The organism is Phycicoccus sonneratiae (genome assembly GCF_016887965.1).
GTDB classification, from domain to species: Bacteria; Actinomycetota; Actinomycetes; order Actinomycetales; family Dermatophilaceae; genus Phycicoccus; species Phycicoccus sonneratiae.
Genome location: NZ_JAFDVD010000001.1, coordinates 110,862 through 135,460, shown reverse-complemented (window position 1 = coordinate 135,460; position 24,599 = coordinate 110,862). Strand labels below are relative to the sequence as shown.

The following is a 24,599-nucleotide window of genomic DNA, read 5'->3' as shown; positions in this document are numbered from 1 at the left end:
CGCCGGGGGGGGGGGGGGGGCCCGGGGGGCCCCCGGGGGGGGGGGCGGGGGGGGGGGGGGGGGCCCCCGGGGGGGGGGGGGGGGGCCCCCCCCCACGCCACCTCGCGTGCGCCGTACCGGTATCAGCCGGTCCTCGTTGGCCTCCTCAGGGCGAGGGACGACGGCCCGCACCCGGCGCGCCGCGCTCCCGTGGAGTGCGCATGGTCTCCCAGCCACCGGACGTGGCCCTCCCCACCGCCGCGACCACCGACCCCTCCGCCGCCCCGGCCCGCGGCCTGCGCGCCGCCGCCCTCGACCTCGTGCCCCCCGAGGAGCTGCGCCTCGCGGTCGTGCTCAACGGCGGTGTCTCGCTCGCCGTGTGGATGGGGGGCTCGGTGCTCGAGATCGACCGGCTCGCGCACGCCGGACGCCGGGGCAACGCCACCTACGCGACGATGCTCGCCCTCGCCGGGTGCCGGGCGCGCGTCGACGTCGTCACCGGCACCTCGGCGGGCGGCATCAACGGGGCGGCCCTCGCCCTCGCCCAGGTCAACCCGGACGCCGACCTCGCCCTGCTGCGCGAGGTGTGGGCCGAACAGGGCCGCTTCGAGACCCTGCTCCGCTCGCCCGTCAAGGGGTCGCCGGCCTCGCTCTTCAAGGGCGACGAGCACTTCCTCCCCGAGCTGCACGCGGCGCTGGCCCGGCTGGCGCGCACGAGCGACCCCCGCCGGCTGGCGACGCCCGACGAGGCACCCCTCGACCTGACGATCATGACGACGGTCCTGCGCGGCACCGAGACGGTGACGGTCGACGCGCTCGGGCAACGGCTGCCGCAGGCGGTGCACGGCGCGAGCTTCGGCTGGAGCCGCGTCCCGCGTCGGCCGGGGGAGGCCACCGCGCCCGCCGACGACCCCTTCTCCCCGGCCCGCATCGCCGCGACCGCGGCCCAGATGGCGCTCGCCGCGCGGGCGTCCTCGAGCTTTCCCGTCGCCTTCGAGCCGACCTTCGTCCCGGTCGGGGCGCCGGCCGCGCACGAGGACGACCCGCGCGCGGCCCTGTGGCCCGACATGGCCGGGGCAGCGAGCTGGGCGGAGGACGGCGCCGACCGGTCGCGCTTCGTCGTCGACGGCGGCGTCCTCGCCAACACCCCGACCCGGGCCGCGATGCGCGGCATCATGGCGATGCCGGCCCACGGCGCCGTGCGTCGAGTCCTGCTCCTCGTCTACCCGCACGCCCCGTCACCGCAGGAGGCGCCGCCCGACACCGCGGCGGCGGCGCCCGCGCTCACCCGCACCCTCGCCGGCGTGGCCGGTGCCCTCTCGGCCCAGGGCAGCCGGACGTTCGTCGACGAGATCGGCGCCTTCAACGCGGCGGCCACCTCGCGGCGCGGCACGCGGGTGGACATCCTCGGGCAGCTGGCCGTCGACGGGGTCGCCCGCCGCCGGACCCTCCCCGTGCTCGCCGAGGACCTCGCGGGACGGCTGTTCGAGCACTACCGCAGCGCCCGCCGGACCCGGGCGGCCCGCTCGGTCGCGGCGAAGGTGGTCGAGAACCTGCCCAGCCGGGCGTGGTGCGACGACGAGGAGGCGTGGGACCTCGAGCGGGTGCGGCGGGCCGCGGAGCGTGCGCACACCGAGGGCCTGCCGGGCCCGGACTCGGCTCCGGGGTGGCTGCCGTACCTGCCGACCCGGTCGCCGGGCCGCGGCGCACCGGTGGGCGGCGACGGCTGGGCCTGGGGCGACGGGGGTGCCCTCGGGGTCGTCGAGGCGGTCAACGACGTCCTGCGCACCCTCGCCTGGGTCGTCCCCGGCACCGAGTCGAGCGCCTGCGCGGCCATCGGGGAGGCCCGGCTCGCCGCCACCGCGGCCGTCGACACCCTCGCGGCGGTGCGGGGGACCATCGACGAGCGGTGGAGCGACCCGCTGCTGCGCACCGTGCGCCCGGACGACTCCTACTGGCGGCTGCGGCTCGCCGCCTACGCGGTGCGGATGACCGGGACGTCGCGCGACGCCGCCGAGTCCGCTGCCGAGCGCGTCGTCGCGACCGACCGGGCGCGGGTCGTCGAGGCCACGGGGGACGACGCCGCGGCCGACCTGCGCGCGGAGGCGCTCCGGGAGGCGATCGGGCGGGCCCTGGACGCCGGACCGGTCCCGGGCCGGCCGGCCACCCGGCGGACCTCGTCGTGCACCGACGAGGACGCCCAGCCCGGGGCCTGCGGCCGGGAGGTGGGCGGCGTCGTGCGGGGCGTCGTCGAGGCGCTGCGGCTGAGCGCGCTGCCCGTCCTCGTCGCGTGGTGCCGCGAGCACCCGCTCGACGGGTCGGCCGCCGGCGGCGTGCTCGGCGGGCTCGAGGAGCTGCACCGGTGGCACGACCTCCTGACGCCCGGCGGGGTCGTCCCCCGGGACACCGGCGCCCTCCTCACCCGGCTGCTGCACCTCGAGGTGCTGAGCACGGTGCTCGGCGACGGCACGCCGACCGGTCTGTCGATCCCGGTCGAGCTCGTCCAGCTCTCGGCGCAGACCCAGAACCCGTCGACCGAGTTCAGCCGCACCGCGGACGACAAGCTCGGCGGCTGGTCGCTCAACCGCTTCGGCGGCTTCCTCAAGCGGTCCTGGCGGGTCAACGACTGGACGTGGGGCCGGGTCGACGCCGCGACCGTGCTCGCCCGCACCGTCCTCTGCCCGGCCCGGGTCCGCCGGGCGGCGCACCTGTCCGGCTACCTCGCGACCGGGTCGCCCGACGTCCTGGCCCGCGAGACGCTCGACGACCTCGTCGGCACCCTGCTCGCGGGCACCGGCCTCGAGGAGGACCCCCGCGTGCGGGCCCTGCGGCGCCGGGCCTTCCGCGAGCTGCACGAGGCCTTCCGCAGCGACGTCGCCGCCGAGTCGCTGCCCTCGACGATGCCCGGGCTCGCCGGCCTCTTCGCGTGGGCCCTGCACCTCGAGCTCGTCGGCCCCGAGCTCGCCGCCCTCGTCGCGGCCGTGCGCGAGGACGAGGTCGACGGCGCCAGCCCCCGCTCGCGGGGTGCGGTGCTGCTCGCGACCGAGCAGCACCTCCTCGCCGGCCTCGGGGGCGTCCGGGACCCCGAGGACGTCACGCCGCGCGACCGGGTGCGGGCCCTCGAGGCCTTCGACCGGGCCGGGGTCGGGCGCGAGCCGCTGACGACGGAGATGGCGAGCGACCTGCTCATCCGCAGCGCCGCGACCGCCGGAGCGGTCACCGCCTCGGTGCTCGACGCCCCGTCCTCCGGGCTGGACCGGGTCCGGCCGGTGACGCGCGTCCTGCGCGGGGCGATGCTCGCGGTGCACTGGCTCGTCGTCGGCCTCACCTCCCGGGCGACGGTGCCCCGCTCGCTCGCGCTCCTCGGGCTCTCGTTCGGTGGCGTCCTGCTCGTCGCCTCGCTCTTCGGTGTCCTGCCGCAGGCGTGGTCGGCACCGGCGGCGCTCCTCGGCATCGGCGCCCTCCTCGCGGCCTTCGGCTACGGCGCGCTGCGGACCGGCACGGTGCTTCACGGCGTCGTGCTGCTCAGCCCGCTCGTGCCGCTCGTGACCTTCGCGCTGACGCCGGAGGACGCGGTGCCGGGGGAGGCGGGGGCCGCCCAGGCCGCCGCGTCCGCCGTCTCGGCGACCCGGGGCGGGGTCACCCTCGCCGCCGTGCTCGGGGTGGTCCTCGGTCTGTACCTGCTCGGCAGCCTGCCGCAGTCGTTCGGGAGCCCTTGGCTGCTCCTCGGCCGGCTCGCCGACGACGAGGGCGTCCGCCTGCCCGAGCGCCCACCACGCACCGCGCTCGGCCGGCTCGGGAGCGGGGGCCGGCGTCGGCTCGTGGCGGTCCTGCGCCGGCTGCCGTCGGTGCTCGGTCCGGTCCTCGTCGTGGCGCTGCCGGTCGCGCTCGCCGCGTGGGTCGCCGCGACCGGGGCCGAGGGCATCGCGCGCGCCGTGCTCGCGCACCGCGGGTGGCTCGTGCTCGCCGCGGTGCTCGCCGTGCTCCTGGGCGTCGCGATGACCTTCCGCTTCGGCGACCTCCTGCGGCCGCTCGCCCGCGTCGCTCGCGAGGACGGGGCGAGCGACTGGCGCTTCGGGGCGCTCGTCAGCCCGGTGCAGGTGACCGCCTCGTGGTCGGTCCTCTACGGGCTGGGCTACCTCGTCCTCGGGCTGGTCGTCGCGTGGCGCTGGCTGGAGCCCACGAGCCCGCCGTGGCTCGTCGCGCTGTGCGTCAGCGCGCTGGGGCTCGGGCTGGTGCTCGCGCTCGGGCTGCCGGCGGTCTCGCCGCTCCTGGCGCTGCGGGCGCTCGAGCGGGCCGAGCACCGCCGTGACCCCGAGGTGCGCCGGTTCGTCGTCCACGACCCCGTGGCTGCGGGTGGGCGTCCGGCGGACGTCGTGGCCCGGTGGACCGCACACCGCTCCTACGCGGTCGACCTCGCCGAGCGCGGCGTCGGCTACCGGTGGCTCGTCGGCGACGGCGCGGGCCCGGACGGCGTCGCCCCCTGCCTGCGCCCACGCGGGGTCGAGCTGCTGCGGCGGCTCGACGAGGGCGGGGGCCCGGTGACGTGGCGCCGGCGGCTGCGGCGGGTGGCCTGGCGTCCGGTCGCCTGGTGGGTGCGGCGTCGGGAGCGCTGAGCCGCCCTCCCGGATGCCGGGCACCGCGGCCCGGCGGCGAGGGCGTCCCTACACTCGGAGCATGCGAGTCGGAGTCTTCGGCGCCACCGGTCAGGTCGGCAAGGTCATGCGCACCCTCCTCCACGAGCGGAACTTCCCGGTCGATGAGATCCGCTACTTCGCGTCCGCGCGCTCCGCGGGCACGACGCTGCCGTGGGACGGGCGCGAGGTCACCGTCGAGGACACCGCGACGGCCGACTTCTCCGGCCTCGACCTCGCCCTGTTCTCCGCCGGCGGCGGCACCTCGCGCGAGTGGGCGCCCCGGGTCGCGGCGGCCGGCGCGGTCGTCGTCGACAACTCGAGCGCCTGGCGCAAGGACCCCGAGGTGCCGCTCGTCGTCTCCGAGGTGAACCCGGACGACCTCGACGACATCCCCAAGGGCATCGTCGCCAACCCGAACTGCACGACGATGGCCGCGATGCCGGTGCTGGCGCCGCTGCACGCGCTCGCCGGCCTCGTGCGCCTGCACGTCTCCAGCTACCAGGCCGTGTCGGGGTCCGGCGGGGTCGGGCTCACCGAGCTCGACGGCCAGCTGCGGGGTGGCTACGCCGCCGGCGACCCGAAGGACCTGGCCCTCGACGGGTCGGCGCTCGCGCTGCCGGACCCGGAGATCTACGCGGTGCCGGTCGCGTTCAACGTCGTTCCGCTGGCCGGCTCGGTCGTCGACGACGGGACGCTCGAGACCGACGAGGAGCAGAAGCTGCGCAACGAGTCGCGCAAGATCCTCCACATCCCCGACCTGCGGGTGTCCGGCACCTGTGTCCGCGTGCCGGTGTTCACCGGGCACAGCCTGGCCATCCACGCCGAGTTCGACCGCGACATCACGCCGGGCGAAGCCCTCGAGGTGCTCGGTCGGGCGCCGGGCGTCGTCGTCACCGACGTGCCGAACCCGCTGCAGGCGGCCGGGCGCGACGAGGTGTTCGTCGGGCGGGTCCGGGCCGACCTCGCGGCGCCGGACGGCAAGGGGCTCAACCTCTTCGTCGTCGGCGACAACCTCCGCAAGGGTGCCGCTCTCAACGCGGTGCAGGTCGCCGAGGAGCTCGCCAAGCGTCGGTGAGCGGGAGCGCGCCGAAGCCCTCGGCCCGGCGTCAGCGGCGCTGCATCTCCCACGCGAGGTGGATCGCCGTTCGCACGGACTCGGGTCGGGCCCGGTCCAGGTAGACCTCCACCTTGTGGTGCGCCTCCATCCGGGGTGGGACGCCGAAGCCGTCCGGGTCGGCCTCGACGAGTGGGTCGCGCTCGCCGAGCGGGACCCGGACCACCGCCGTCGTCGGGTCCGTCAGCCGCACGACCAGCCGGTCGTGGACGTACCACGCGGGACGGGTCGCGGTCCCCTTGCGCCTGACCTGCCCCAACGACTCGGCGTACTCACCCACCTCGTCCGGTGTCATCCGAGCAGGGTATCCGCGGCGCTGGCGACGGTGGGAATGACGCAGCTCATCACGGTGAGGACTCGGACGTCGGCTGGTGACGGGGATACATCCGCGTCATCGACCGGTAACCCCGCCATCAGCGTGATGACGCGGACACTGGCCCTCTCGGCGTGAGGGGTGGTCGGGCAGGCGGCCGCGCCCTACAGTCGCGGGATGGCAACCGAGGACGAGTTCCGCGCCGCCGTCGAGGCGGTCTCCGGGCTGACGAAGGACCCCGGCAACGACACCAAGCTGCGGCTCTACGCGCTGTACAAGCAGGCCACCGAGGGTGACGTCTCGGGCAAGCGCCCCGGGATGATGGACTTCGTCGGCCGCGCGAAGTACGACGCGTGGGCCGCCGCACGGGGGATGGACGCCGAGGCCGCCCGCGCCGAGTACGTGAGCACGGTGGGCGGGCTTTCCTAGCCGTCCTCGTGCCGGCGCACCAGGTGCACCCAGGTCGCCGACACCCGCATCCCCACCTTCCGGTAGAGGTCCAGCGCGCCCGTGCGGCTGTCGGTCGACAGCTCGCTCGTCACGGCGCCGTGCTCGCGCGCGTTCCGGAACCCGTCGGCGAGCAGCGCCTGGGCCAGCCCGCGTCCCCGGTGCTCGCGCGCGACCGCCACCTGGTCGACGAATCCGCAGGCCCGCTCGTCGACGACCGTGAAGCACGCGCCGACCACGGCGTCGCCGTGGCCCACGACCCGCAGGTTCCACGGCTCGAAGCCGGGCCGGCGCACCGTTCCCGCCGCCCACTCGTCATAGGTCTCGCCGGTGCGGTCCGACCACTCGCCGAAGGCCGTCTCGATCACCTCGTGCGCGGCGGCCCGGTCGCCCTCCGACGACGCCGTGCGGAGTGAGTAGCCTTGGGGGAGAGGACGGTCCGCGATCTCGGATCCGGGTGGCAGCTCGAGCACCCACGACGTGTGGCCCAGCACGTACCCCCGGCCCTCGAGCAGCCGCTGGCCGGCGGATCCTCGGGGGACGGTCTGCCCCATCGACACGGCGCCGAACTCGCGTGAGCGATCCTCGGTCCACGCCGCCAGCCAGGCCCCGACGCCCCGCCCCCTGGCGTGAGGGTGCACGGCAGCCTCGGCCCGGGTGCCGCGGCGCGCGACCTCGGCCGCCCCGACGAGCCTGTCGCCGCGCAGCACCCCGACGGTGTCGCGGGCGAGGTCCATGCTCGGGCGCGACCAGTCCGCCTCGATGTCGGCCCGTTCCAGCGCGATGACGCCGCTGTCCTCGAGCTGGGCCGAGGAGTAGACGTGGTAGGCCGCGTCGAGGTCCGCGCGCGCGAGCGGCCGGGCGGTGCAGCCCTCGGGCAGGGGGACGTCCGCGGAGTGGCTCACGTGGACAGGATGGCCGACGCCCCGCGGACGGCGCATCCCCGTTCGTCGCCGCCGGTGGTACACCTGCGGCATGCGCCTGCACGAGATCCCCCGGTACCCGCTGACCTTCGGCCCCAGCCCGGTGCACCACCTGCGCCGGTTGAGCGAGCACCTCGGCGGGGCCCAGGTGTGGGCCAAGCGCGAGGACGTGAGCAGCGGGCTCGCGTTCGGCGGCAACAAGGTCCGCAAGCTCGAGTACATCGTCCCCGACGTCCTCGCGAGCGGCGCCGACACCCTCGTCTCGATCGGCGGCTACCAGAGCAACCACACCCGCCAGGTCGCCGCCGTCGCGGCCCACCTCGGGCTGAAGTGCCGTCTCGTCCAGGAGAAGTGGGTGCCGTGGGACGACCCGGTCAACGACAAGGTCGGCAACATCCTCCTCTCCAGGATGATGGGAGCCGACTCCCGGCTCGACCCGCACGGCTTCGACATCGGCATCCGCGACTCGTGGAAGGACGCCCTGCGCGAGGTCGAGGAGGCTGGCGGCACGCCCTATCCCATACCGGCCGGCGCGAGCGAACATCCCCTCGGCGGAGTCGGGTTCGCCAACTGGGCCTTCGAGGTGGCCGAGCAGGAGAAGGCCCTCGGGGTCACCTTCGACACGGTCGTCGTCTGCACCGTCACCTGCTCGACGCACGCCGGGATGGTCGCCGGCTTCGCCGCCCTCGAGGACCTCACCGGCGTGCGCCGGCGGATCATCGGCATCGACGCCAGCGCCACCCTCGAGAAGACGCGAGACCAGCTCGAGCGCATCGCCCGGCACACCGCCGAGGTCATCGAGCTCGGCCGCGAGCTGCGTGACGACGAGCTCACCCTGCTGCCCGACTGGGCCGGCGACCTCTACGGCATCCCCGTCGACTCGACGATGGAGGCGATGCGGCTCGGCGCCGAGCTCGAGGCGATGATCACCGACCCGGTGTACGAGGGGAAGTCGCTCGCCGGACTCGTCGCCCTCGTGCGCAGCGGAGACATCCCGAAGGACTCGACCGTCCTCTACGCCCACCTCGGCGGGCAGCAGGCGGTCAACGCCTACCACTCGCTCTGGTCGTGAGCGGCGAGCACGTTCTCGACGACGTCGCGTGGCACGCCCTGACCGGGCCGCAGGCGCACCTCGCCGAGTCCTCGCCCGACGGCCTCGCCCACCGCTACCGGCCGGCGGTCGGGCCGTTCTGCGGGGTCGAGCACCTGGACGAGGCGGGATGGCGGGCGCTGGCCGCCCTCGTCGGTGCCGGCGGGGTCGCGGTCTTCCTCCGCGCCGAGGTCGAGCCGACCCCGGCCGGCTGGGCCGAGCTGGTCCGCGAGCCGGCCGTCCAGTACGTCGCCTCCGCGCTCGCCGACCCGCCGCCGACCGATGACACAGTGCTCGAGCTCGGAGCCGCGGACTCGTCCGACATGCAGCGGCTCGTCGCCGAGACCGAGCCGGGGCCGTTCGGCCCGGAGAGCCAACTGACCGGGCGGTGGTTCGGCGTCCGTCGCGAGGGTCGGCTCGTCGCGATGGCGGGGGAGCGGATGCGGGTGCCCGGGTTCGGTGAGGTGTCCGGGGTCTGCGTGGCGGCGTCGGCCCGGGGCAGCGGCCTCGGCGCCGTCGTGACCCTCGCCGCGGCCCGGGCGATCGCGGAGCGCGGCGACACCGCGATGCTCCACGTCCGGCAGGGCAACGAGGGTGCCGAGCGCCTGTACCGCCGGTGCGGGTTCGTCGTGCGCCGCTCGGTCGAGGTCGTCGTCCTCCGCCGCGGGGCATGACCGTGCCCACCGGCGTCCGGATGGTGGCCGTCGCGGCCGGCGGGGTCGACGGGTCCGGCGGCTCGTGGCATGCTCGTCCCGTGCGTTGCTCGCGCCTCCTCCTTCGCTGCCGCGGCGGGGCCTGAACCAGGTCGCCCCTCGTCGCGGAGTTCCTGCTGCACCCGGCCGACCCCCAGCAGACGAGACGAAGGCGTTGAGAGACCCGTGATCCACCCCCAGCAGCCCTCCGGGATGCCCACCGCGAAGTACGTACCCTTCCAGGACCAGATCGAGGTCCACCTCCCCGACCGCACCTGGCCCGACCGCGCCATGACCAAGGCTCCACGCTGGTGCGCGGTCGACCTGCGCGACGGCAACCAGGCGCTCATCGACCCGATGGACTCCGAGCGCAAGATGCGGATGTTCAAGCTCCTCGTGAAGATGGGCTACAAGGAGATCGAGGTCGGCTTCCCGAGCGCGAGCCAGACCGACTTCGACTTCTGCCGCGAGCTCATCGAGGGCGGCCACATCCCCGACGACGTGACCATCCAGGTGCTCACCCAGAGCCGCGACCACCTCATCGAGCGCACCTTCGACGCCATCCGCGGCAGCAAGCAGGCGATCGTCCACTTTTACAACTCGACGTCGGTGCTCCAGCGCCGCGTCGTCTTCGGGATGAGCCAGGACGGCATTGTCGACATCGCGCTCCAGGCCGCTCGGCTGTGCCGGAAGCTCGAGGAGACCGTCCCCGAGACCGACGTCTACTACGAGTACTCGCCGGAGTCCTACACCGGCACCGAGCTCGAGTTCGCGGTCCGCATCTGCAACGAGGTCATCGACGTCATCGACCCGACGCCCGACCACAAGATGATCATCAACCTGCCGGCGACGGTCGAGATGGCCACCCCGAACGTCTACGCCGACTCGATCGAGTGGATGGTCCGCCACCTCGACCGCCGCGAGTCGGTCGTCGTGTCGCTGCACCCGCACAACGACCGCGGCGAGGGCGTCGCGGCCGCCGAGCTCGGCTACCTCGCCGGCGCCGACCGCATCGAGGGCTGCCTCTTCGGCAACGGCGAGCGCACCGGCAACGTCTGCCTCGTCACCCTCGGGATGAACCTGTTCAGCCAGGGTATCGACCCGCAGATCGACTTCTCCGACATGGCCGAGATCCGGCGCACCGTCGAGTACTGCAACCAGCTGCCGGTCCACGAGCGGCACCCGTGGGGCGGCGACCTCGTCTACACGGCCTTCTCCGGCTCCCACCAGGACGCCATCAAGAAGGGCTTCGAGGACATGGACAAGCGGGCCAAGGAGGCCGGCACCGCCATCGACGCGCTCGACTGGGGCGTGCCGTACCTGCCGATCGACCCGCACGACATCGGCCGCTCCTACGAGGCGGTCGTCCGGGTCAACAGCCAGTCCGGCAAGGGTGGCGTCTCGTACCTGCTCAAGGCCGAGCACGGCCTCGACCTGCCGCGCCGGCTCCAGGTGGAGTTCAGCGGCGTCGTCCAGGCCCGCACCGACGCCGAGGGCGGCGAGCTGAGCGGCGGCCAGATCTGGGAGATGTTCGCCGACGAGTACCTCCACGCCGAGGTCGCCGACGCCCGCTGGGGCCGCTTCAGCCCCGTGCGCTCGACGATCACCGGCTCCGACGACGGCACCGACGTCATCGACGCCGTCGTCAGCGTCGAGGGTGTCGAGACCGCGATTCACGGGCGCGGCAACGGCCCCATCGACGCCTTCACCGCCGCGCTGGCCACCCTCGACGTCGACGTGCGCGTCCTCGACTACCACGAGCACGCGCTGTCGGCCGGTGGCGACGCCCGGGCCGCGGCCTACGTCGAGTGCGCCGTCGGCGACCGCGTGCTCTGGGGCGTCGGGCTCCACGAGTCGATCGTCAAGGCCTCGCTGCGGGCCATCCTCTCGGCGGTCAACCGGGCCGAGCGCGGCACCCTCGTCGAGGGCTGACCCGGTGCCCGGCGCCGCCCTCGCCTGCGGGCTGGCGACGGTCGACGTCGTCCACGTCGTCGAGTCGGTGCCGGGACCGGACGAGAAGGTCGTCGCTCGCTCGACGACCGTCTCGGCAGGCGGCCCGGCCTGCAACGCGTCGATGACCTGCGCGGTGCTCGGCGTCCCCACCCGGTTCGTCGGGGCGGTCGGCAGCGGGCCCCTGTCCGCCGTCGTCCTGCGCGACCTCGCGGCCCACGGGGTCGCCGTCAGCGACGTCGCGCCGGCCGCCTTCCAGCCCTCGCTCTCGACGGTCCTCGTCACGGAGTCCTCCGGCGAGCGGGCGGTGGTGTCGCACAACGCGGTCGGTCTGGCCGGACGGCATGCGGAGGCGCCGCTGTCGGCGTCCGCGGTGGACGCGGTGCTCGACGGGGTCGGGGCGGTCCTCGTCGACGGGCACCACCTGCCGCTCGCCCTCGCCGTGGCCCAGGGTGCGCGGCGGCGCGGTGTGCCCGTCCTGCTCGACGGGGGCTCGTGGAAGCCGGGGCTCGAGCGGCTGCTCGCGCTCGTCGACGTCGCCGTCGTCTCGGCGGCCTTCACGCCGCCGGACGCCGGGTCGGACGTGCTGGCCGACGTCCTCGCCCTCGGCCCGGTGTGGGTCGCCCGCAGCGACGGCCCGGGTCCGGTGCGCTGGCGGTCCTCGCGGGGGAGGAGCGGCTCGGTGGAGGTCGAGCCGGTGCCGGTGGTCGACACGCTCGGCGCCGGCGACGTCCTCCACGGCGCGCTGCTCGCCGCCCTCGCGCGCACCGGGCTCGACGACCTGGCGGGGGCGCTCGCCGGGGCGGTCGCGGCGGCGACGCGCTCGGTCGGGGCACCGGGCGCGCTCGGCTGGGCGCACCCGGACCGATGAGTTCCGGCGCCGGGGCCGGTCTGCCCTGACATGGACACGATCCGACTGCTCAGCAACCACCGCGTCGCCGACCTCGAGCGGGCCGAGCGCTGGTACACGGCGCTCGTCGGCCGGGGGCCGGACGCCCGCCCGATGGAGGGCCTCCTCGAGTGGCACCTCGGGGACGCCTCGGGCATCCAGGTCTGGCTCGAGCCGGACGCCGCCGGGTCCTCCGGGTGCACCGTCGGCGTGGCCGACCTCGACGCCGTGGCCGACGCCCTGACCGCCGCCGGCATCGAGCACGAGGGTGTCGAGCAGGCCACGAGCCTCCGTATCCTGCGGCTCACCGACCCGGACGGCAACCGGGTCGTCCTCACCGACTAGACCCACGGACCGACAGGAGCGCTGCGATGGCCGACACGGTGGACGAGTACCTCGCCGAGTTCGACGGGGACGTGCGGGCCCGCCTCGAGACGATGCGCGAGCTGGTGCGCGAGACCGCCCCGGACGCCGTCGAGTCGATGGCCTACGGGATGCCCGCGTACAAGCTCGACAAGAAGCCGCTCGTGTACTTCGCGGGGTTCGACAAGCACGTCGGCTTCTACGCGACGCCGAACGGCCACGAGGCCTTCGCCGCCGACTTCGCGCGCTACACGCAGGGCAAGGGCTCGGTGCGGTTCCCGCACACCGAGCCGCTGCCCACCGACCTCGTGCGGCGGGTGGTCGAGTTCCGGGTGGCCGCGGTCCACGGCTCCCGGCCGGGCACGTCCTAGCATCGGTCGGGTGAGCGAGGAGCCGGGGGGTGCGGTCGGGGACGCGGCGGGGCCGCTGACGTTCGTCGCGGAGCGCATCATCGTGTTCGTCGATGCCGTCGTGGCCATCGCCATGACGCTGCTGATCCTGCCGCTCATGGAGAGCGTCGCGGACGTGGCGGACGCCGAGGGCGGCGCGGGGGAGTGGTTCGCCCGGCACGACCAGCAGCTGGTCAGCTTCGTGCTGAGCTTCGTCATCATCGCGATGTTCTGGATCAGCCACCACCGGCTGTTCGCGAAGGTCGAACGGGTGACCGTCCCCCTGCTGTGCATCTCGATGGCGTGGCTGCTGACGATCGTCTGGCTACCGGTGGCCACGGCGATGTCCGGCCGCTTCAGCGACGGGGACGCCGTGGTGAAGGCCGTGTACGTCGGCAGCATGATCGCGACGTGCCTCGTCACCCTCGCGACCCGGCTGTACCTCGCGAGGAACCCGGAGCTGCACGCCATCTCCGGGACCGAGCTGCGCGGTGGCACGGCGGTCGACATCGCGATGGCGTCGCTGTTCGCCGCCGCGCTCGTCCTCGCGGTCACGGTCCCGGGCGTCGGGTACTTCGCCCTGTTCCTCATGTTCCTCGTCGGCCCGGTCCAGAACCTCGTGGCCCGCCGGCTCGGCGTCCCGCGCCGGGCCTGAGCCCCGCGAGCGTCAGCGGACGCCGCGGACCCGGAACTGGATGCTGATGCGCGGGCCGACCGGCCTCGCGGTCTTCGGCACGCAGTGGTCCCAGGTGCGCTGGCACGACCCGCCCATGACGACGAGGTCGCCGTGGCCGGCGGGCACGCGCACCGACGGGCCGCCCTCGCGGGGACGGAGCATCAGGTCGCGCGGGGCGCCGACCGAGAGGATGGCGACCATCGTGTCCTGCTCGCGGCTGCGGCCGATGCGGTCGCCGTGCCACGCGACGGAGTCCTGCCCGTCGCGGTAGAGGCACAGGCCGGCCGTCACGAACGGCTCGCCGAGCTCGGCGGCGTAGTGCGCGGAGAGAACCTCGCGGCACTCGTCGAGGGCGAGGTGGGGGAGGCGCTCGCCCTCGCCGTAGAAGTGCAGCAGCCGCGGGACGTCGACGATCGAGTCGTACATCTGCCGGCGTTCGGCGAACCAGGGGACGTCGCGGCGCAGCGCCTCGTACAGCTCGTCGGCGCCGCCGACCCATCCCGGTCGCTCGTCGACCCACGCGCCGAGCGTGAGCGCGGTGCGCCGAACCGTGTCGCCGAGCGGACGCACCTCGATGCCGTCGGCGAGGTCGAGGAGGGAGCCCTGGAGGACGGCCATGGCAGGACGATACGTGTCAATCGAACACCTGTCCAGTGCTCGGCTCTGGTTGGGTGGGCCCATGGCGGAGGTCGGGGAGCGCGTCGAGGAGGTGGTGCGCGAGCCGGTCGACGTCCCTGCGCTGCGGGCGTGGCTCGTCGCCCACGGTGTCCCGGCCGTCGACGAGGTGGTCACGGCGCCGAGCGGCGCGACCACGCATCGGCGCGACGTACGTGGCGTCGGCCCGGTCGCGGTGGACCTGCCGACCGACGGCGCGCCCCGCCTCGTGGCCCCGGACGCCGCCGGGCTCCAGGTTCTGCGGCGCTGGCTCGGCCTCGACCACGACCCCACCCCGGGCGTCGCGGCTCTCGCCGACGACCCCGTGCTCGGCCCGCTCGTCCGCGCCCGGCCGCACGTCCGCGTGCCCGGGACCCCCGACCCGTTCGAGGCCGCGGTGAACGTCGTCCTCGGCCAGCACGTCTCGCTCGCCGCCGGCCGGGTCTTCGCGGGCCGGCTGGCCGCGGCGCACCCGGTGACGCCCGAGGCGCTCGCCGCCCTCGACCCCGAGGTGCTGCGCGCCGACGTCGGCGTCACCGGGGCCCGGGCGCGCACCCTCGTCGCCCTGGCCCGCGCCGTGCTCGACGGTCTCGAGCTCACCCCGCAGCCCGACCCGGACGCCGGGGCCGCGACCCGGGCCGCCCTCCTCGCGCTCCCCGGCGTCGGCCCGTGGACGGCCGACCTCGTGATGATGCGCTGCCTGCGTGACCCCGACGTCTTCCTGCCCGGTGACCTGGTGCTCCGGAAGGCCCTCGGCGGCGTCACCGCTCGCGAGGCCGCCCGGCGTGCGGAGGCCTGGGCGCCGCACCGCAGCCTCGCCGTGGCCCACCTCTGGACCCACCACGCCCTCGACCCCCGCTGACGACCCGCACGTGCGGGCTTTCCGCGCCCGGGACCGGTCCCGGACAGCGATAACCCCGCACGTGCGGGGTCATCCCGGGGGAGCGGACGGCGGGGGAGCGTGGCGATGTCGGCGCGAGGGCGGAGAATGGGTCGGTGCCCCTCTACCGCGACGAGGCGATCGTCCTGCGCACCCACAAGCTGGGTGAGGCCGACCGCATCGTCACCGTGCTCTCACGGCGCCTCGGCAAGCTGCGCGTCGTCGGGAAGGGCGTGCGGCGCACCAAGTCCCGCTTCGGGGCGCGCCTCGAGCCCGGCATGCACATCGACCTCCAGTGCTACGAGGGCCGCACCCTCGACACCGTCACCCAGGTCGAGACCCTCGACCCGTGGGGCGAGGCGATCGCCCGTGACTACCCGGCGTGGACGGCCGCCACCGCCGTCCTCGAGACCTGCGACCGCCTCACCGAGGAGCGCGAGCCCGCCCTCCAGCAGTACCTGCTCCTCGCCGGGGCGGTGCGCAGCCTCGCCCACCGCGAGCACGACCCCACGCTCGTCCTCGACGCCTACCTCCTGCGGGCGATGGCCGTCGGCGGGTACGCCCCGAGCTTCCACGACTGCGCCAAGTGCGGCGCGCCCGGCCCGCACCGGGCCTTCCACGTCGCCGCCGGCGGGGTGGTCTGCCCGGTCTGCCGGCCCCCGGGCTCGGCGGCACCGGCGCCCGACACCCTCCGCCTGCTCGCCGCGCTGCTCGCCGGCGACTGGGCGCTGGCCGACGCCTCCGACGACAGGAACCGCCGCGAGGGCAGCGGCCTCACCGCGGCCTTCCTCCAGTGGCACCTCGAACGCGGCATCCGCAGCCTCCGTATGGTGGAGCGGTGAGCGCGCCGAACCGGTACGAGACGCCCTTCCCGCACCCCAGCGGCGCCCGACCCCCGGTCATCGACCCGGCCGCGATGCCCCGGCACGTCGCCGTCGTCATGGACGGCAACGGCCGGTGGGCCAACCAGCGAGGGCTGCCACGCACGAAGGGCCACGAGGCGGGGGAGGCCGCGCTCCTCGACGTCGTCGCGGGCGCCATCGAGGTCGGTGTCACCCACCTGTCGGCGTACGCCTTCAGCACCGAGAACTGGAAGCGCAGCCCCGACGAGGTCCGCTTCCTCATGGGCTTCAACCGCGACGTCATCCGCCGCCGGCGCGACCAGCTGCACTCCTGGGGCGTGCGGATGCGCTGGGTCGGCCGCCGGCCGCGCCTGTGGGGCTCGGTCATCAAGGAGCTCGAGGTCGCCCAGGAGCTGACGCGGCACAACACCGGGCTGACGCTCTACTTCTGCGTCAACTACGGCGGCCGGGCCGAGATCGGCGACGCGGTGCAGCGGCTCGCCGAGGACGTCGCCGCCGGCCGACTCAAGGCCCGCAGCGTCGACGAGCGCACCGTCGCCCGCTACCTGCCCGAGCCCGACATGCCCGACGTCGACCTCTTCGTCCGCTCCTCCGGCGAGCAGCGCACGAGCAACTTCCTGCTCTGGCAGAGCGCCTACGCCGAGATGGTCTTCCAGGACCGGCTCTGGCCCGACTACGACCGCCGCGACCTCTGGGCCGCCGTGCAGTCCTACGTCGACCGCGAGCGCCGCTACGGCGGGGCGGTCGACGCCCCGGCCGCCCCGGCCGCCACCGTCGAGGGCTGAGCGCTGTCGGTGCGCGGCCCTAGCCTCCGGCCATGATCACGCCCGAGGCGGTCCTCCGCCTGCTCCCCGAGGTCGCCTCGATCGCGGCCGAGCTCGTCCGCCACCCCGAGGTCGCCCGCCGCTGGGAGGCCGAGAGCGCCTGCGTGGGGATGACCGTCGGCGGGCTCGCCCACCACCTCGCCTCGCAGGCCCGCAACACCGTCCTGCTGCTCGACGCCGACCCGGTCGAGGCCGAGGTCCTCACCGTCGAGCAGCACTACCAGCAGGCCCCGTGGGTGCGCGCCGGGCTCGACGACGCCGCCAACTCCTCGATCCGCGACGCCGCCGACCAGCGCGCCGACGCCGGCCCCGAGGCGCTCCTCGCATCCCTCGACCCCGAGCTCGAGGCCTTGGCACGGGTCCTCGCCCCGGTCCTCGACGGCACCCGCACCGAGCCGGTGTTCGTCCCGTGGCAGGGCTGGTCGCTCACCGTCGCCGACTTCGCGCTCACCCGGGTGATGGAGTGCCTCGTGCACTCCGACGACCTCGCGGCCAGCATCGGCGTCGAGACGCCGCAGTTCCCGCCGGAGGCCGGGTACGCCACCCTCGGCCTGCTGGCCTCGGTCGCCGCCGACCGGCACGGCCAGACCGCGATGGTGCGTCACCTCAGCCGCCCGCAGCGGGCCGCCGGCCCGGTCAGCGCCTTCTAGCGGCGCGCGGCGCAGTCGGCGCAGAGGCCGTCGATCTCCACCGTGTGTCGCACGGCGGTGAAGCCGTGCTCGGCCGCGACGGCCTCGGCCCAGCGCTCCACGGCGTCGCCGGTCACCTCGACGGCCAGCCCGCACGACCGGCACACGACGTGGTGGTGGTGGTCGTCGGTGGCGCACGAGCGGTACACCGCCTCGCCGTCGGCGGTGCGGATGACGTCGACCTCGCCGTCGCCGGCCATCGCCTGGAGGTTGCGGTAGACGGTCGCGAGCCCGACCCGCTCGCCGCGGCCGGCCAGGGCGGCGTGGATCTCCTGCGCCGAGCGGAACTCGGCCGTGCCCACGAGGGCGTCGGCGATCGCCGCGCGCTGGCGGGTGGGGCGCCGCTCGGTGCGCTGCTCGGTCATCGGGTGCCGACCTCCTCGTGCCGTCCGTGCTCGTCGTAGTGGCCCTCGTGCGCGGCGTGCCGGTGGCCGTCGTGCAGGTAGTCGACGTGACCGTCGTGCTCGACCGCCTCGTGCCCGCACCGGGGGCCGTGCTCGTGGTCGTGCCGCTCGGCCCTCCGGTGCGCGGCCCGGCGGGCCTGCCCGACCAGCGCCGTGACGACGGTGACCCCGAGGAAGAGGCCGATGGCCAGCAGGACGATGGTTCCGCCGGACGGCGTGCCGGCCTCGTACGACAGGGCGACCCCGCCGACGCTCGAGACGACGCCGACGAGCACCGCCCAGCGCACGCTCGCCCCGAAGCTGCGGGCGAGCAGCTGGGCGGTGGCGTTCGGCACGATCATCAGGGCGCTGATGAGCAGCAGCCCGACGATCCGCATCGAGACGACGACGGTGACGGCGGTGAGCACGGCGAGGACGAGGTTGTAGGCGAGCACCGGCAGCCCCGCCGAGCGCGCGTACTCCTCGTCGTTGGCGACCGCGAAGAAGCGTTGCCGCAGAACCGTGGTGACGACGAGCACGACGACCGCGAGGGTCGCGAGCAGGACGAGGTCGCCCGAGCTCGTCGTGAGGATGGCGCCGAAGAGGTAGGCGGTGAGGTTCGACGGGTTGCTCGCCGACGAGCGCGCGATGAGCACGACGCCGAGGGCGATGCCGCCGTAGAACATCACCGCGAGGGCGACGTCGCCGCTCGTGCGACCACTGGCCCGGATCAGCTCGATGGCCACCCCGGCGAGGACCGCGGCGACGAGGGCCGTCAGCACGGGCTGCTGCCCGGTGAGGATGCCGACCGCCACCCCCGCGAGGGCGACGTGCCCCATCCCGTCGCCGATGAGCGACATCCGGCGCTGGACGAGGAAGGTGCCGACGAGCGGCGCGGCGACACCGGCGAGCAGCGCCGCGACGAAGGCCTGGCGCATGAAGTCGAGGGCGAGCATCTCGCTCACGGGTGGACCTCCCGCGGGGCGTCGAAGGGTCCGCCGACGGGGGCCGGCCGGCCCGGGGCGTGGTCGTCGTGGTGGTGGGCACCGCCCGGAGCGTGGTCGGCGAGGTGCGCCGCGTACGCCGTCGGGGTGCCGTCGAAGTCGAGGTGGCCGCCGTCCATGCAGACGATGCGGGTGACGACGTCGTGGAGGGCGTCGAGCTCGTGGGTGACGATGAGCATCGAGGTGCCCTCGGCCGCCAGCCGGCGCAGGGTCTCGGCGAGGGCGGCCTGGCTGGCGCGGTCGACCCCGGCGGTCGGCTCGTCCATGACGAGCAGGTCGGGGCGCCCGGCGAGGGCCCGCGCGATGAGGACCCGCCGCTGCTGTCCGCCGGAGAGCGAGGCGACCTCCTCGTCGGCGCGGTCGGCCAGCCCGACGGCGGCGATCGAGGCGGCCACGACCTCGCGGTCGGTGCGCCCGGCGGGTCGCCACCACGGCCGGTGCGGCAGGCGCCCGACGGCGACGATCTCGGTGACCGTCGCCCGGACCGCGGCCGAGAGCGAGTGGCGCTGCGGGACGTAGCCGATGCGGGTGTGCTCGTGGAAGCGCTCGCGGGGGACGCCGAGGAGGAGCACCTCGCCGCCCTGGTGCTCGCTGAGGCCGAGCAGGCCGCGCACGAGGGTCGACTTGCCCGACCCGTTCGGACCGAGGAGCGCGACGACCTCGCCGGCGCGCACCGTGAGGTCCACCCCGGAGACGACCGCGCGGTCGGCGTACCCGAAGGCCGCCGACCGCAGGTCGATGAGGGGGGCGTCGCTCACCGGCACTGCTGCCCCTTCTCGAGCGTCGCGAGGTTGCTGCGCATCACCTCAAGGTAGTCCGTGCCCTTCGAGGTCTCGGTGATCCCCTCGATCGGGTCGAGCACGGCGACGGTGGCGCCGGTCTCGCGGGCGAGGGTCTCGGCGAGGGCGGGCGAGACGAGGGTCTCGGCGTACACGGTCTTCACGTGGTGCTCCTCGACGTGGGCGGCGAGGTCGCGCAGCGTCGCGGCGTCCGGCTCGGCGTCGGGGGAGATGCCCGCGATGCCCTCCTGCGAGAGGCCGTAGCGCTGTGCGAGGTAGGCGAAGGCGGCGTGGCCCGTCACGAGGTCGGTGCTGGCGCACGACGCGAGCCCGGTGCGGTAGTCCTCGTCGAGGGTGCTCAGCTCGGCGACGACCCTCGCGGCCCCGGCGCGGTACTGCGCGGCGTGCGCGGGGTCGGCGGTGGCGAACCGCTCGCCGACGGCGGTGGCGACCTTCTCGAAGCGCACCGGGTCGAGCCAGAAGTGCGGGTCCTTCCCGCCCTCGTGGGCCGCGTGCTCGTCCTCGCTCTCACCGGAGTGGTCGTGGCCCTCCTCGGTCGCCGCGAGGCTGAGGTCGGCCGCCGACGAGACGTCGAACCCGGCGTCCTCCGCCTGGCTGCGGACGGCGTCGTCGACCGCCGGCTGGAACCCCTCGAGGTAGACGACGACGTCGGACTGCGCCATCTCGCCGACGTCCTTGGGGGTCAGCTCGAGGTCGTGCGGCTCGGCGCCCGGCTTCGTGAGCGAGCGGACGTCGACGAGGTCGCCGCCGATCTGCTCCGAGACCCACTGCAGCGGGTAGAAGGCCGCGGACACCCCGAGGGCGGCCTCACCCGACCCGCCGGCCTCCGACGAGCTCCCGCACCCGGCGAGCACGAGCAGCGGCGGGACGGCGAGGGTGAGGAGGGCGCGCTTCATGACAACGATTCTCATTCAGGATGAGAACCGTTGTCAAATCGTGGAGCCCGTCAGGTGCGGGGGAAGGCCTGGGTGAGCATCACGGCGACCATGAGCCCGATGACGGCGAGCCGCATCAGCTGCTCGGTGAAGGTGAGCCGCGGCCAGGCGAGGGCGAGGATCCAGGCGAGGACGAGCACGACGACGCCGATGAGCAGCCACCCCGGCGAGGGCAGGAAGATGCCGGCGACCACGAGCGCGAGGACGACGAGGAAGGGGAGGAACCGCGGCAGCCCGTTCAGCCACGTCACCGCGGGCAGGCTGGCACGTTCGAAGGACTCACGCAGGCTCGACACGGTGCCCCAGCGTACGGGCTCCGCGGGAACCGGTTCGAGGAGGCCCGGGCCGCGCGGATAGCCTTGCGCCCATGGCCGCCCCCACCTCCGTCGTCGACACCGTCGTCTCCCTCTGCAAGCGCCGGGGGTTCGTCTTCCCGTGCGGCGAGATCTACGGCGGCACGCGCTCGGCGTGGGACTACGGACCGCTCGGCGTCGAGCTCAAGGAGAACATCAAGCGGCAGTGGTGGAAGGCGATGGTCACCGGCCGCGAGGACGTCGTCGGCCTCGACTCCTCGATCATCCTGCCCCGCCAGACCTGGGTCGCCTCCGGCCACGTCGGCGAGTTCACCGACCCGCTCACCGAGTGCCAGTCCTGCCACAAGCGCTTCCGCGTCGACCACATGCAGGAGGCCATCGCCGAGAAGGAGGCGAAGAAGGGCAAGGAGGTCGACCCCGACTCCATCGCGCTCTCCGACATCGCCTGCCCGAACTGCGGCACGCGGGGCCAGTGGACCGAGCCGCGCGAGTTCAACATGATGCTCAAGACCTACCTCGGCGTCATCGAGGACGAGTCCGGCCTGCACTACCTGCGGCCCGAGACCGCGCAGGGCATCTTCGTCAACTTCCTCAACGTCATGCAGGCCTCGCGCCGGAAGCCGCCGTTCGGCATCGGCCAGACCGGCAAGAGCTTCCGCAACGAGATCACGCCGGGCAACTTCATCTTCCGGACCCGCGAGTTCGAGCAGATGGAGATGGAGTTCTTCGTCAAGCCCGGCGAGGACGAGGAGTGGCACCAGTACTGGATCGAGGAGCGGACCCGCTGGTACACCGACCTCGGCATCCGCTCGGAGAACCTGCGGCACTACGAGCACCCGCAGGAGAAGCTCTCGCACTACTCCAAGCGCACGGTCGACATCGAGTACCGGTTCAACTTCGCCGGCAGCGAGTGGGGCGAGCTCGAGGGCATCGCCAACCGCACCGACTTCGACCTCTCGACGCACAGCAAGCACTCGGGCACCGACCTCGTCTACTTCGACCAGACCACGGGGGAGAAGTACACCCCCTACGTCATCGAGCCCGCGGCCGGCCTCTCCCGCAGCCTGATGACCTTCCTCGTCGACGCCTACACCGAGGACGAGGCCCCGAACACCAAGGGCGGCGTCGACAAGCGCACGGTGCTGCGCCTCGACCCGCGCCTGGCGCCGGTCAAGGCGGCGGTGCTTCCGCTGTCGCGCAACGCCGACCTCTCGCCCAAGGCCAAGGACCTCGCGGCGACGCTGCGCCGGCACTGGAACATCGAGTTCGACGACGCCGGAGCCATCGGCCGCCGCTACCGCCGTCAGGACGAGATCGGGACGCCGTTCTGCCTCACCGTCGACTTCGACACCCTCGAGGACCAGGCGGTCACCATCCGCGAGCGCGACGCGATGACCCAGGAGCGGGTCGCGCTCGACCAGGTCGAGGGCTACCTGGCCCAGCGCCTCGTCGGCTGCTGAGCCGCAGCGGCGACGGTCAGCCGGCGTCGCCGTACTCGGCCCAGACAGCCTCGGCCTCGGGCACCCGCCCGGCCCGGTCGAGCGCCCGGGCCAGGGCCGCCGCGACCTCGACGCGCTCGTCGGTGAGGCCGGCGGCGTGCAGGTCGCGGGCCGAGCGGCGCAGCACGGGCTCGGCCTCCTCGAGGCGGTCGGCCTCGGCGAGGACGACGCCGGTCTCGGCCCGCAGCACGAGCTCGAAGTCGCCACCGACGAGCGCCTCGGCGCGGGCCAGGCGCTCGAGGGCCTCGTCGGTGCGCCCCGCCTCGGCGAGGACGTGCGCCCCCTCGCGCAGGACGTCGGGCTCGAGGACCTCGGGGTCGAACGGGTCCTCGCCCTGCGCCCCGGGTGCGAGGGTCGCCGCGAAGGCCTCGACCTCGGGGAGGACGGTGTCGAGGTCGGCGAGCCCGCCGTCGACGTCGCCCGAGGCCGCCCGCACCGCCGCGCGTGAGCGCAGTGCCTCGAGGAGCACCGGGAGGGTCGCGCTGCGCCGGGCGAGGGCGACCGCGGCGTCGAGGTCGGTGGCGGCGGCGCCGAGGTCCTCGCCGTCCCACGCAGCGGTGCCCGCCCGGTAGCGGGAGTGCGCGGCCTCCTCGGTGCGTCCGGCCGCCTCGAAGGCCTCGGCGGCGATGTCGAAGGCGGCCTTCGCCTGCTCGAAGGCCTCGAGGGCCAGGGCCGCGTTGCCGAGGGCCCAGGCGGTGGGCCCGAGCAGCTCGGGGACCTCGCGGCGCACGACCGGGACGGCCGCCGCGAGCAGCTCGGCGGCCTCGACCGGCCGGTCCTGCTCGACCCACGACAGGCCGAGGTGGCGCTGGGCCACGGCGAGCGCGACGGGGTCGCGCAGCCGGACGGCGAGCGCGAGGGCGTCGGCGGCGCGCGGCTCGAGCTCGGCCCAGGCGCCGCGGTCGACGACGAGGTCGCACCACGCGAAGAGCACGGCCATCCGGGTGCCGTCGGGGACACCGGGGTACGCGGCGGCGCGGCCGTAGAGGGCCTCCGCCTGCTCGACGTCGCCGGCGGCCCGGGCCACGCGCGCCCGCAGGTCGAGCCCCTGCACCGTGAGCACCGGGTGCCCGGCCGCCAGGGACCCGGCCTCGTCGAGCAGCCGGTGGCCCTCCACGGGGTCGGCGCCGAGGACCAGCGGCGCGGCGTCGAGGAGGCAGAGCGCCCGCCGGTACGGCTGGTGGAGGTCGCCGTGCTCGTCGGCAGCACGCAGCAGCAGGGCGACGGTGTCGGCGGGGCGCGTGGAGAGCGCGTACCAGCGACGGCTGGCCGCCGCCGCCTCGCCCCAGCCGGCCGCGTCGAGCGCGTCGACCGCGGCCACGGCCCGCTCCCGCGCCCGGCCGACCTCGGGGGCGTCGGCGCCGAAGGCGACCACGGCCTCACGGACGTCGAGCACGGCGAGCTCGCAGGCGGCGTGCGCCGCACCCTCGTCGTCACCGGCCCGGCGGGCCTCCTCGACCGCCTCGTCGAGGCGGAGCCGCTCGCGCACGGCGTCGCGGAGCAGGTGCACCGAGCTGCGGTCGAGCAAAGCCGCGGCGGACCAGTGCTCGGGGTCCGCGAGCAGCGGCAGGGCCTCCTCGCGGGTCTCCAGCCAGCCGCGGAGGAGCCGCTCGAGGGCGGGGTCGAGGTCGCGTCGCCAGCGGCGGGCACGCTCGGCGATCTCGACGACCTCCGCGGCGTCGGTGGGCGGCCGCAGCCGTGACCCCGCCGCGGCCGGCGGCGCGGGCAGGCGGGTGGGGGGCAGCGTCGGCTCGGGGGAGACGCCCCGGTCGTCGAGGGCGGCCGCGAGGGCGTCGGAGGCCGCGGTGTCCCCGGCCGCGGCGTCGAGGCGGCCGGCCAGCCCGAGGGCGAGCGCCTCGAGCTCGGACTCGGCGGCGGCGGCGTCGCGGTGGCCGACCCGCTCGGGGTCCATCCCCAGCGCCCGCGCGTGGCGCAGCACCCAGCCCGCCGTGCCCGCCAGCCACATCCGCTCGGCGTCGTCGGTGAGGGTGTCGACGCGGTCGACGCGGGGGAGCAGGAGGTCGAGGGCGCGGTCGGTGTTGCCCAACCGGACGAGGGCCCGCAGGCAGGCCGCGACGCCGAGCGTGCCGCCCTCGGCGTCGGCGAGCACCGGCCAGCAGCCGCGGAAGGCGGCGACCGCCCGGTCGAGCTCGCCCGCCGAGGCGAGCGCCTCGACCTCCCGGGCGGCGGCGAGCGCGTCGGCCCCACCCCCCGCGACGTCGGGGGCGGGCTCGACCTCGGGTGGCTCGCTCATGACGTCGAGCCAACCAGATCGGTGCGACGATGGCGCGA

The 24,599-nt window shown here is 75.0% G+C and carries 24 protein-coding genes; 15 read left to right on the top strand and 9 right to left on the bottom strand.

Features of this window, described 5'->3' with window-relative positions; genetic code table 11:
* Positions 1 to 221: 221 nt before the first annotated feature.
* Together JQN70_RS00670 and JQN70_RS00665 are read left to right on the top strand one after the other, a co-directional pair.
* Complete coding sequence (locus tag JQN70_RS00670; protein ID WP_204129384.1) at positions 222 to 4,595, top strand: patatin-like protein; 4,374 nt, start codon at positions 222 to 224, stop codon at positions 4,593 to 4,595.
* A gap of 61 nt (positions 4,596 to 4,656) precedes the next feature.
* Positions 4,657 to 5,691 (top strand): aspartate-semialdehyde dehydrogenase, encoded by a 1,035-nt coding sequence (locus JQN70_RS00665; protein WP_204129383.1) that lies wholly within the window; start codon positions 4,657 to 4,659, stop codon positions 5,689 to 5,691.
* 31 nt (positions 5,692 to 5,722) lie between these two features.
* Here JQN70_RS00665 and JQN70_RS00660 read toward each other — a convergent pair whose 3' ends face one another.
* Positions 5,723 to 6,025 (bottom strand): hypothetical protein, encoded by a 303-nt coding sequence (locus JQN70_RS00660; RefSeq protein ID WP_204129382.1) that lies wholly within the window; start codon positions 6,023 to 6,025, stop codon positions 5,723 to 5,725.
* 195 nt (positions 6,026 to 6,220) lie between these two features.
* On the opposite strand from JQN70_RS00660, the gene JQN70_RS00655 reads away from it, so the two are divergent.
* Positions 6,221 to 6,472 (top strand): acyl-CoA-binding protein, encoded by a 252-nt coding sequence (locus tag JQN70_RS00655; protein ID WP_204129381.1) that lies wholly within the window; start codon positions 6,221 to 6,223, stop codon positions 6,470 to 6,472.
* Here the strand turns inward: JQN70_RS00655 and JQN70_RS20720 are convergent.
* Positions 6,469 to 7,395, bottom strand: a complete 927-nt coding sequence (locus tag JQN70_RS20720; protein ID WP_204129380.1) for a GNAT family N-acetyltransferase — start codon at positions 7,393 to 7,395, stop codon at positions 6,469 to 6,471. The genes JQN70_RS00655 and JQN70_RS20720 overlap by 4 nt on opposite strands.
* Positions 7,396 to 7,465: 70 nt before the next feature.
* Between JQN70_RS20720 and JQN70_RS00645 the strand changes: the two genes are divergently transcribed.
* The 7 genes from JQN70_RS00645 to JQN70_RS00615 all read left to right on the top strand — a co-directional run bounded on the left by JQN70_RS00645 (position 7,466) and on the right by JQN70_RS00615 (position 13,441).
* Complete coding sequence (locus JQN70_RS00645; protein WP_204129379.1) at positions 7,466 to 8,485, top strand: 1-aminocyclopropane-1-carboxylate deaminase; 1,020 nt, start codon at positions 7,466 to 7,468, stop codon at positions 8,483 to 8,485.
* Positions 8,482 to 9,177: a GNAT family N-acetyltransferase gene (locus JQN70_RS20715; RefSeq protein ID WP_204129378.1), complete on the top strand. Its 696-nt coding sequence runs from the start codon at positions 8,482 to 8,484 to the stop codon at positions 9,175 to 9,177. Before JQN70_RS00645 ends, JQN70_RS20715 begins: the two co-directional genes overlap by 4 nt.
* Positions 9,178 to 9,381: 204 nt before the next feature.
* Positions 9,382 to 11,127: a 2-isopropylmalate synthase gene (gene leuA / locus JQN70_RS00635; protein WP_204129377.1), complete on the top strand. Its 1,746-nt coding sequence runs from the start codon at positions 9,382 to 9,384 to the stop codon at positions 11,125 to 11,127.
* Positions 11,128 to 11,131: 4 nt separating this feature from the next.
* A complete protein-coding gene (locus tag JQN70_RS00630) occupies positions 11,132 to 12,016 on the top strand; it encodes a PfkB family carbohydrate kinase (RefSeq protein WP_204129376.1) in 885 nt (294 codons plus the stop codon).
* Positions 12,017 to 12,046: 30 nt separating this feature from the next.
* Positions 12,047 to 12,379 (top strand): VOC family protein, encoded by a 333-nt coding sequence (locus JQN70_RS00625; RefSeq protein WP_204129375.1) that lies wholly within the window; start codon positions 12,047 to 12,049, stop codon positions 12,377 to 12,379.
* A 26-nt stretch (positions 12,380 to 12,405) separates the two neighbouring features.
* On the top strand, positions 12,406 to 12,768 hold the full coding sequence (locus JQN70_RS00620; protein WP_204129374.1) for an iron chaperone: 363 nt from the start codon (positions 12,406 to 12,408) through the stop codon (positions 12,766 to 12,768).
* 10 nt (positions 12,769 to 12,778) lie between these two features.
* Positions 12,779 to 13,441: a TMEM175 family protein gene (locus tag JQN70_RS00615; protein WP_307835734.1), complete on the top strand. Its 663-nt coding sequence runs from the start codon at positions 12,779 to 12,781 to the stop codon at positions 13,439 to 13,441.
* A gap of 12 nt (positions 13,442 to 13,453) precedes the next feature.
* Here JQN70_RS00615 and JQN70_RS00610 read toward each other — a convergent pair whose 3' ends face one another.
* Positions 13,454 to 14,080, bottom strand: coding sequence for an alpha-ketoglutarate-dependent dioxygenase AlkB (locus JQN70_RS00610; RefSeq protein ID WP_204129373.1), 627 nt, complete (start codon positions 14,078 to 14,080; stop codon positions 13,454 to 13,456).
* A gap of 61 nt (positions 14,081 to 14,141) precedes the next feature.
* Here JQN70_RS00610 and JQN70_RS00605 point away from each other — a divergent pair, with 61 nt between their 5' ends.
* The 4 genes from JQN70_RS00605 to JQN70_RS00590 all read left to right on the top strand — a co-directional run bounded on the left by JQN70_RS00605 (position 14,142) and on the right by JQN70_RS00590 (position 17,333).
* Positions 14,142 to 14,978, top strand: coding sequence for a DNA-3-methyladenine glycosylase family protein (locus JQN70_RS00605; RefSeq protein ID WP_204129372.1), 837 nt, complete (start codon positions 14,142 to 14,144; stop codon positions 14,976 to 14,978).
* A gap of 134 nt (positions 14,979 to 15,112) precedes the next feature.
* Positions 15,113 to 15,838 (top strand): DNA repair protein RecO, encoded by a 726-nt coding sequence (gene recO, locus JQN70_RS00600; RefSeq protein WP_204129371.1) that lies wholly within the window; start codon positions 15,113 to 15,115, stop codon positions 15,836 to 15,838.
* Complete coding sequence (locus JQN70_RS00595) at positions 15,835 to 16,644, top strand: isoprenyl transferase (RefSeq protein ID WP_204129370.1); 810 nt, start codon at positions 15,835 to 15,837, stop codon at positions 16,642 to 16,644. Before recO ends, JQN70_RS00595 begins: the two co-directional genes overlap by 4 nt.
* A gap of 32 nt (positions 16,645 to 16,676) precedes the next feature.
* A complete protein-coding gene (locus JQN70_RS00590) occupies positions 16,677 to 17,333 on the top strand; it encodes a maleylpyruvate isomerase N-terminal domain-containing protein (protein ID WP_204129369.1) in 657 nt (218 codons plus the stop codon).
* Here JQN70_RS00590 and JQN70_RS00585 read toward each other — a convergent pair.
* The 5 genes from JQN70_RS00585 to JQN70_RS00565 are packed head-to-tail and all read right to left on the bottom strand — an operon-like array spanning position 17,330 to position 20,790.
* Positions 17,330 to 17,737, bottom strand: a complete 408-nt coding sequence (locus JQN70_RS00585) for a Fur family transcriptional regulator (RefSeq protein ID WP_204129368.1) — start codon at positions 17,735 to 17,737, stop codon at positions 17,330 to 17,332. The genes JQN70_RS00590 and JQN70_RS00585 overlap by 4 nt on opposite strands.
* Complete coding sequence (locus JQN70_RS00580; RefSeq protein WP_204129367.1) at positions 17,734 to 18,720, bottom strand: metal ABC transporter permease; 987 nt, start codon at positions 18,718 to 18,720, stop codon at positions 17,734 to 17,736. The genes JQN70_RS00585 and JQN70_RS00580 overlap by 4 nt, the downstream gene beginning before the upstream one ends.
* The gene (locus tag JQN70_RS00575) at positions 18,717 to 19,517 is read right to left on the bottom strand and encodes a metal ABC transporter ATP-binding protein (RefSeq protein WP_204129366.1); all 801 of its coding nucleotides are present in this window, start codon (positions 19,515 to 19,517) and stop codon (positions 18,717 to 18,719) included. The genes JQN70_RS00580 and JQN70_RS00575 overlap by 4 nt, the downstream gene beginning before the upstream one ends.
* On the bottom strand, positions 19,514 to 20,455 hold the full coding sequence (locus tag JQN70_RS00570) for a metal ABC transporter substrate-binding protein (protein WP_204129365.1): 942 nt from the start codon (positions 20,453 to 20,455) through the stop codon (positions 19,514 to 19,516). The genes JQN70_RS00575 and JQN70_RS00570 overlap by 4 nt, the downstream gene beginning before the upstream one ends.
* Positions 20,456 to 20,505: 50 nt before the next feature.
* Positions 20,506 to 20,790 (bottom strand): DUF6703 family protein, encoded by a 285-nt coding sequence (locus JQN70_RS00565; protein WP_204129364.1) that lies wholly within the window; start codon positions 20,788 to 20,790, stop codon positions 20,506 to 20,508.
* A 71-nt stretch (positions 20,791 to 20,861) separates the two neighbouring features.
* On the opposite strand from JQN70_RS00565, the gene JQN70_RS00560 reads away from it, so the two are divergent.
* The gene (locus JQN70_RS00560) at positions 20,862 to 22,268 is read left to right on the top strand and encodes a glycine--tRNA ligase (protein WP_204129363.1); all 1,407 of its coding nucleotides are present in this window, start codon (positions 20,862 to 20,864) and stop codon (positions 22,266 to 22,268) included.
* Positions 22,269 to 22,284: 16 nt separating this feature from the next.
* On the opposite strand, the gene JQN70_RS00555 is transcribed toward JQN70_RS00560, so the two are convergent.
* Entirely contained in the window at positions 22,285 to 24,561 is a 2,277-nt protein-coding gene (locus JQN70_RS00555) for a hypothetical protein (protein ID WP_204129362.1), read from the bottom strand.
* Between the last annotated feature and the right edge of the window lie 38 nt (positions 24,562 to 24,599).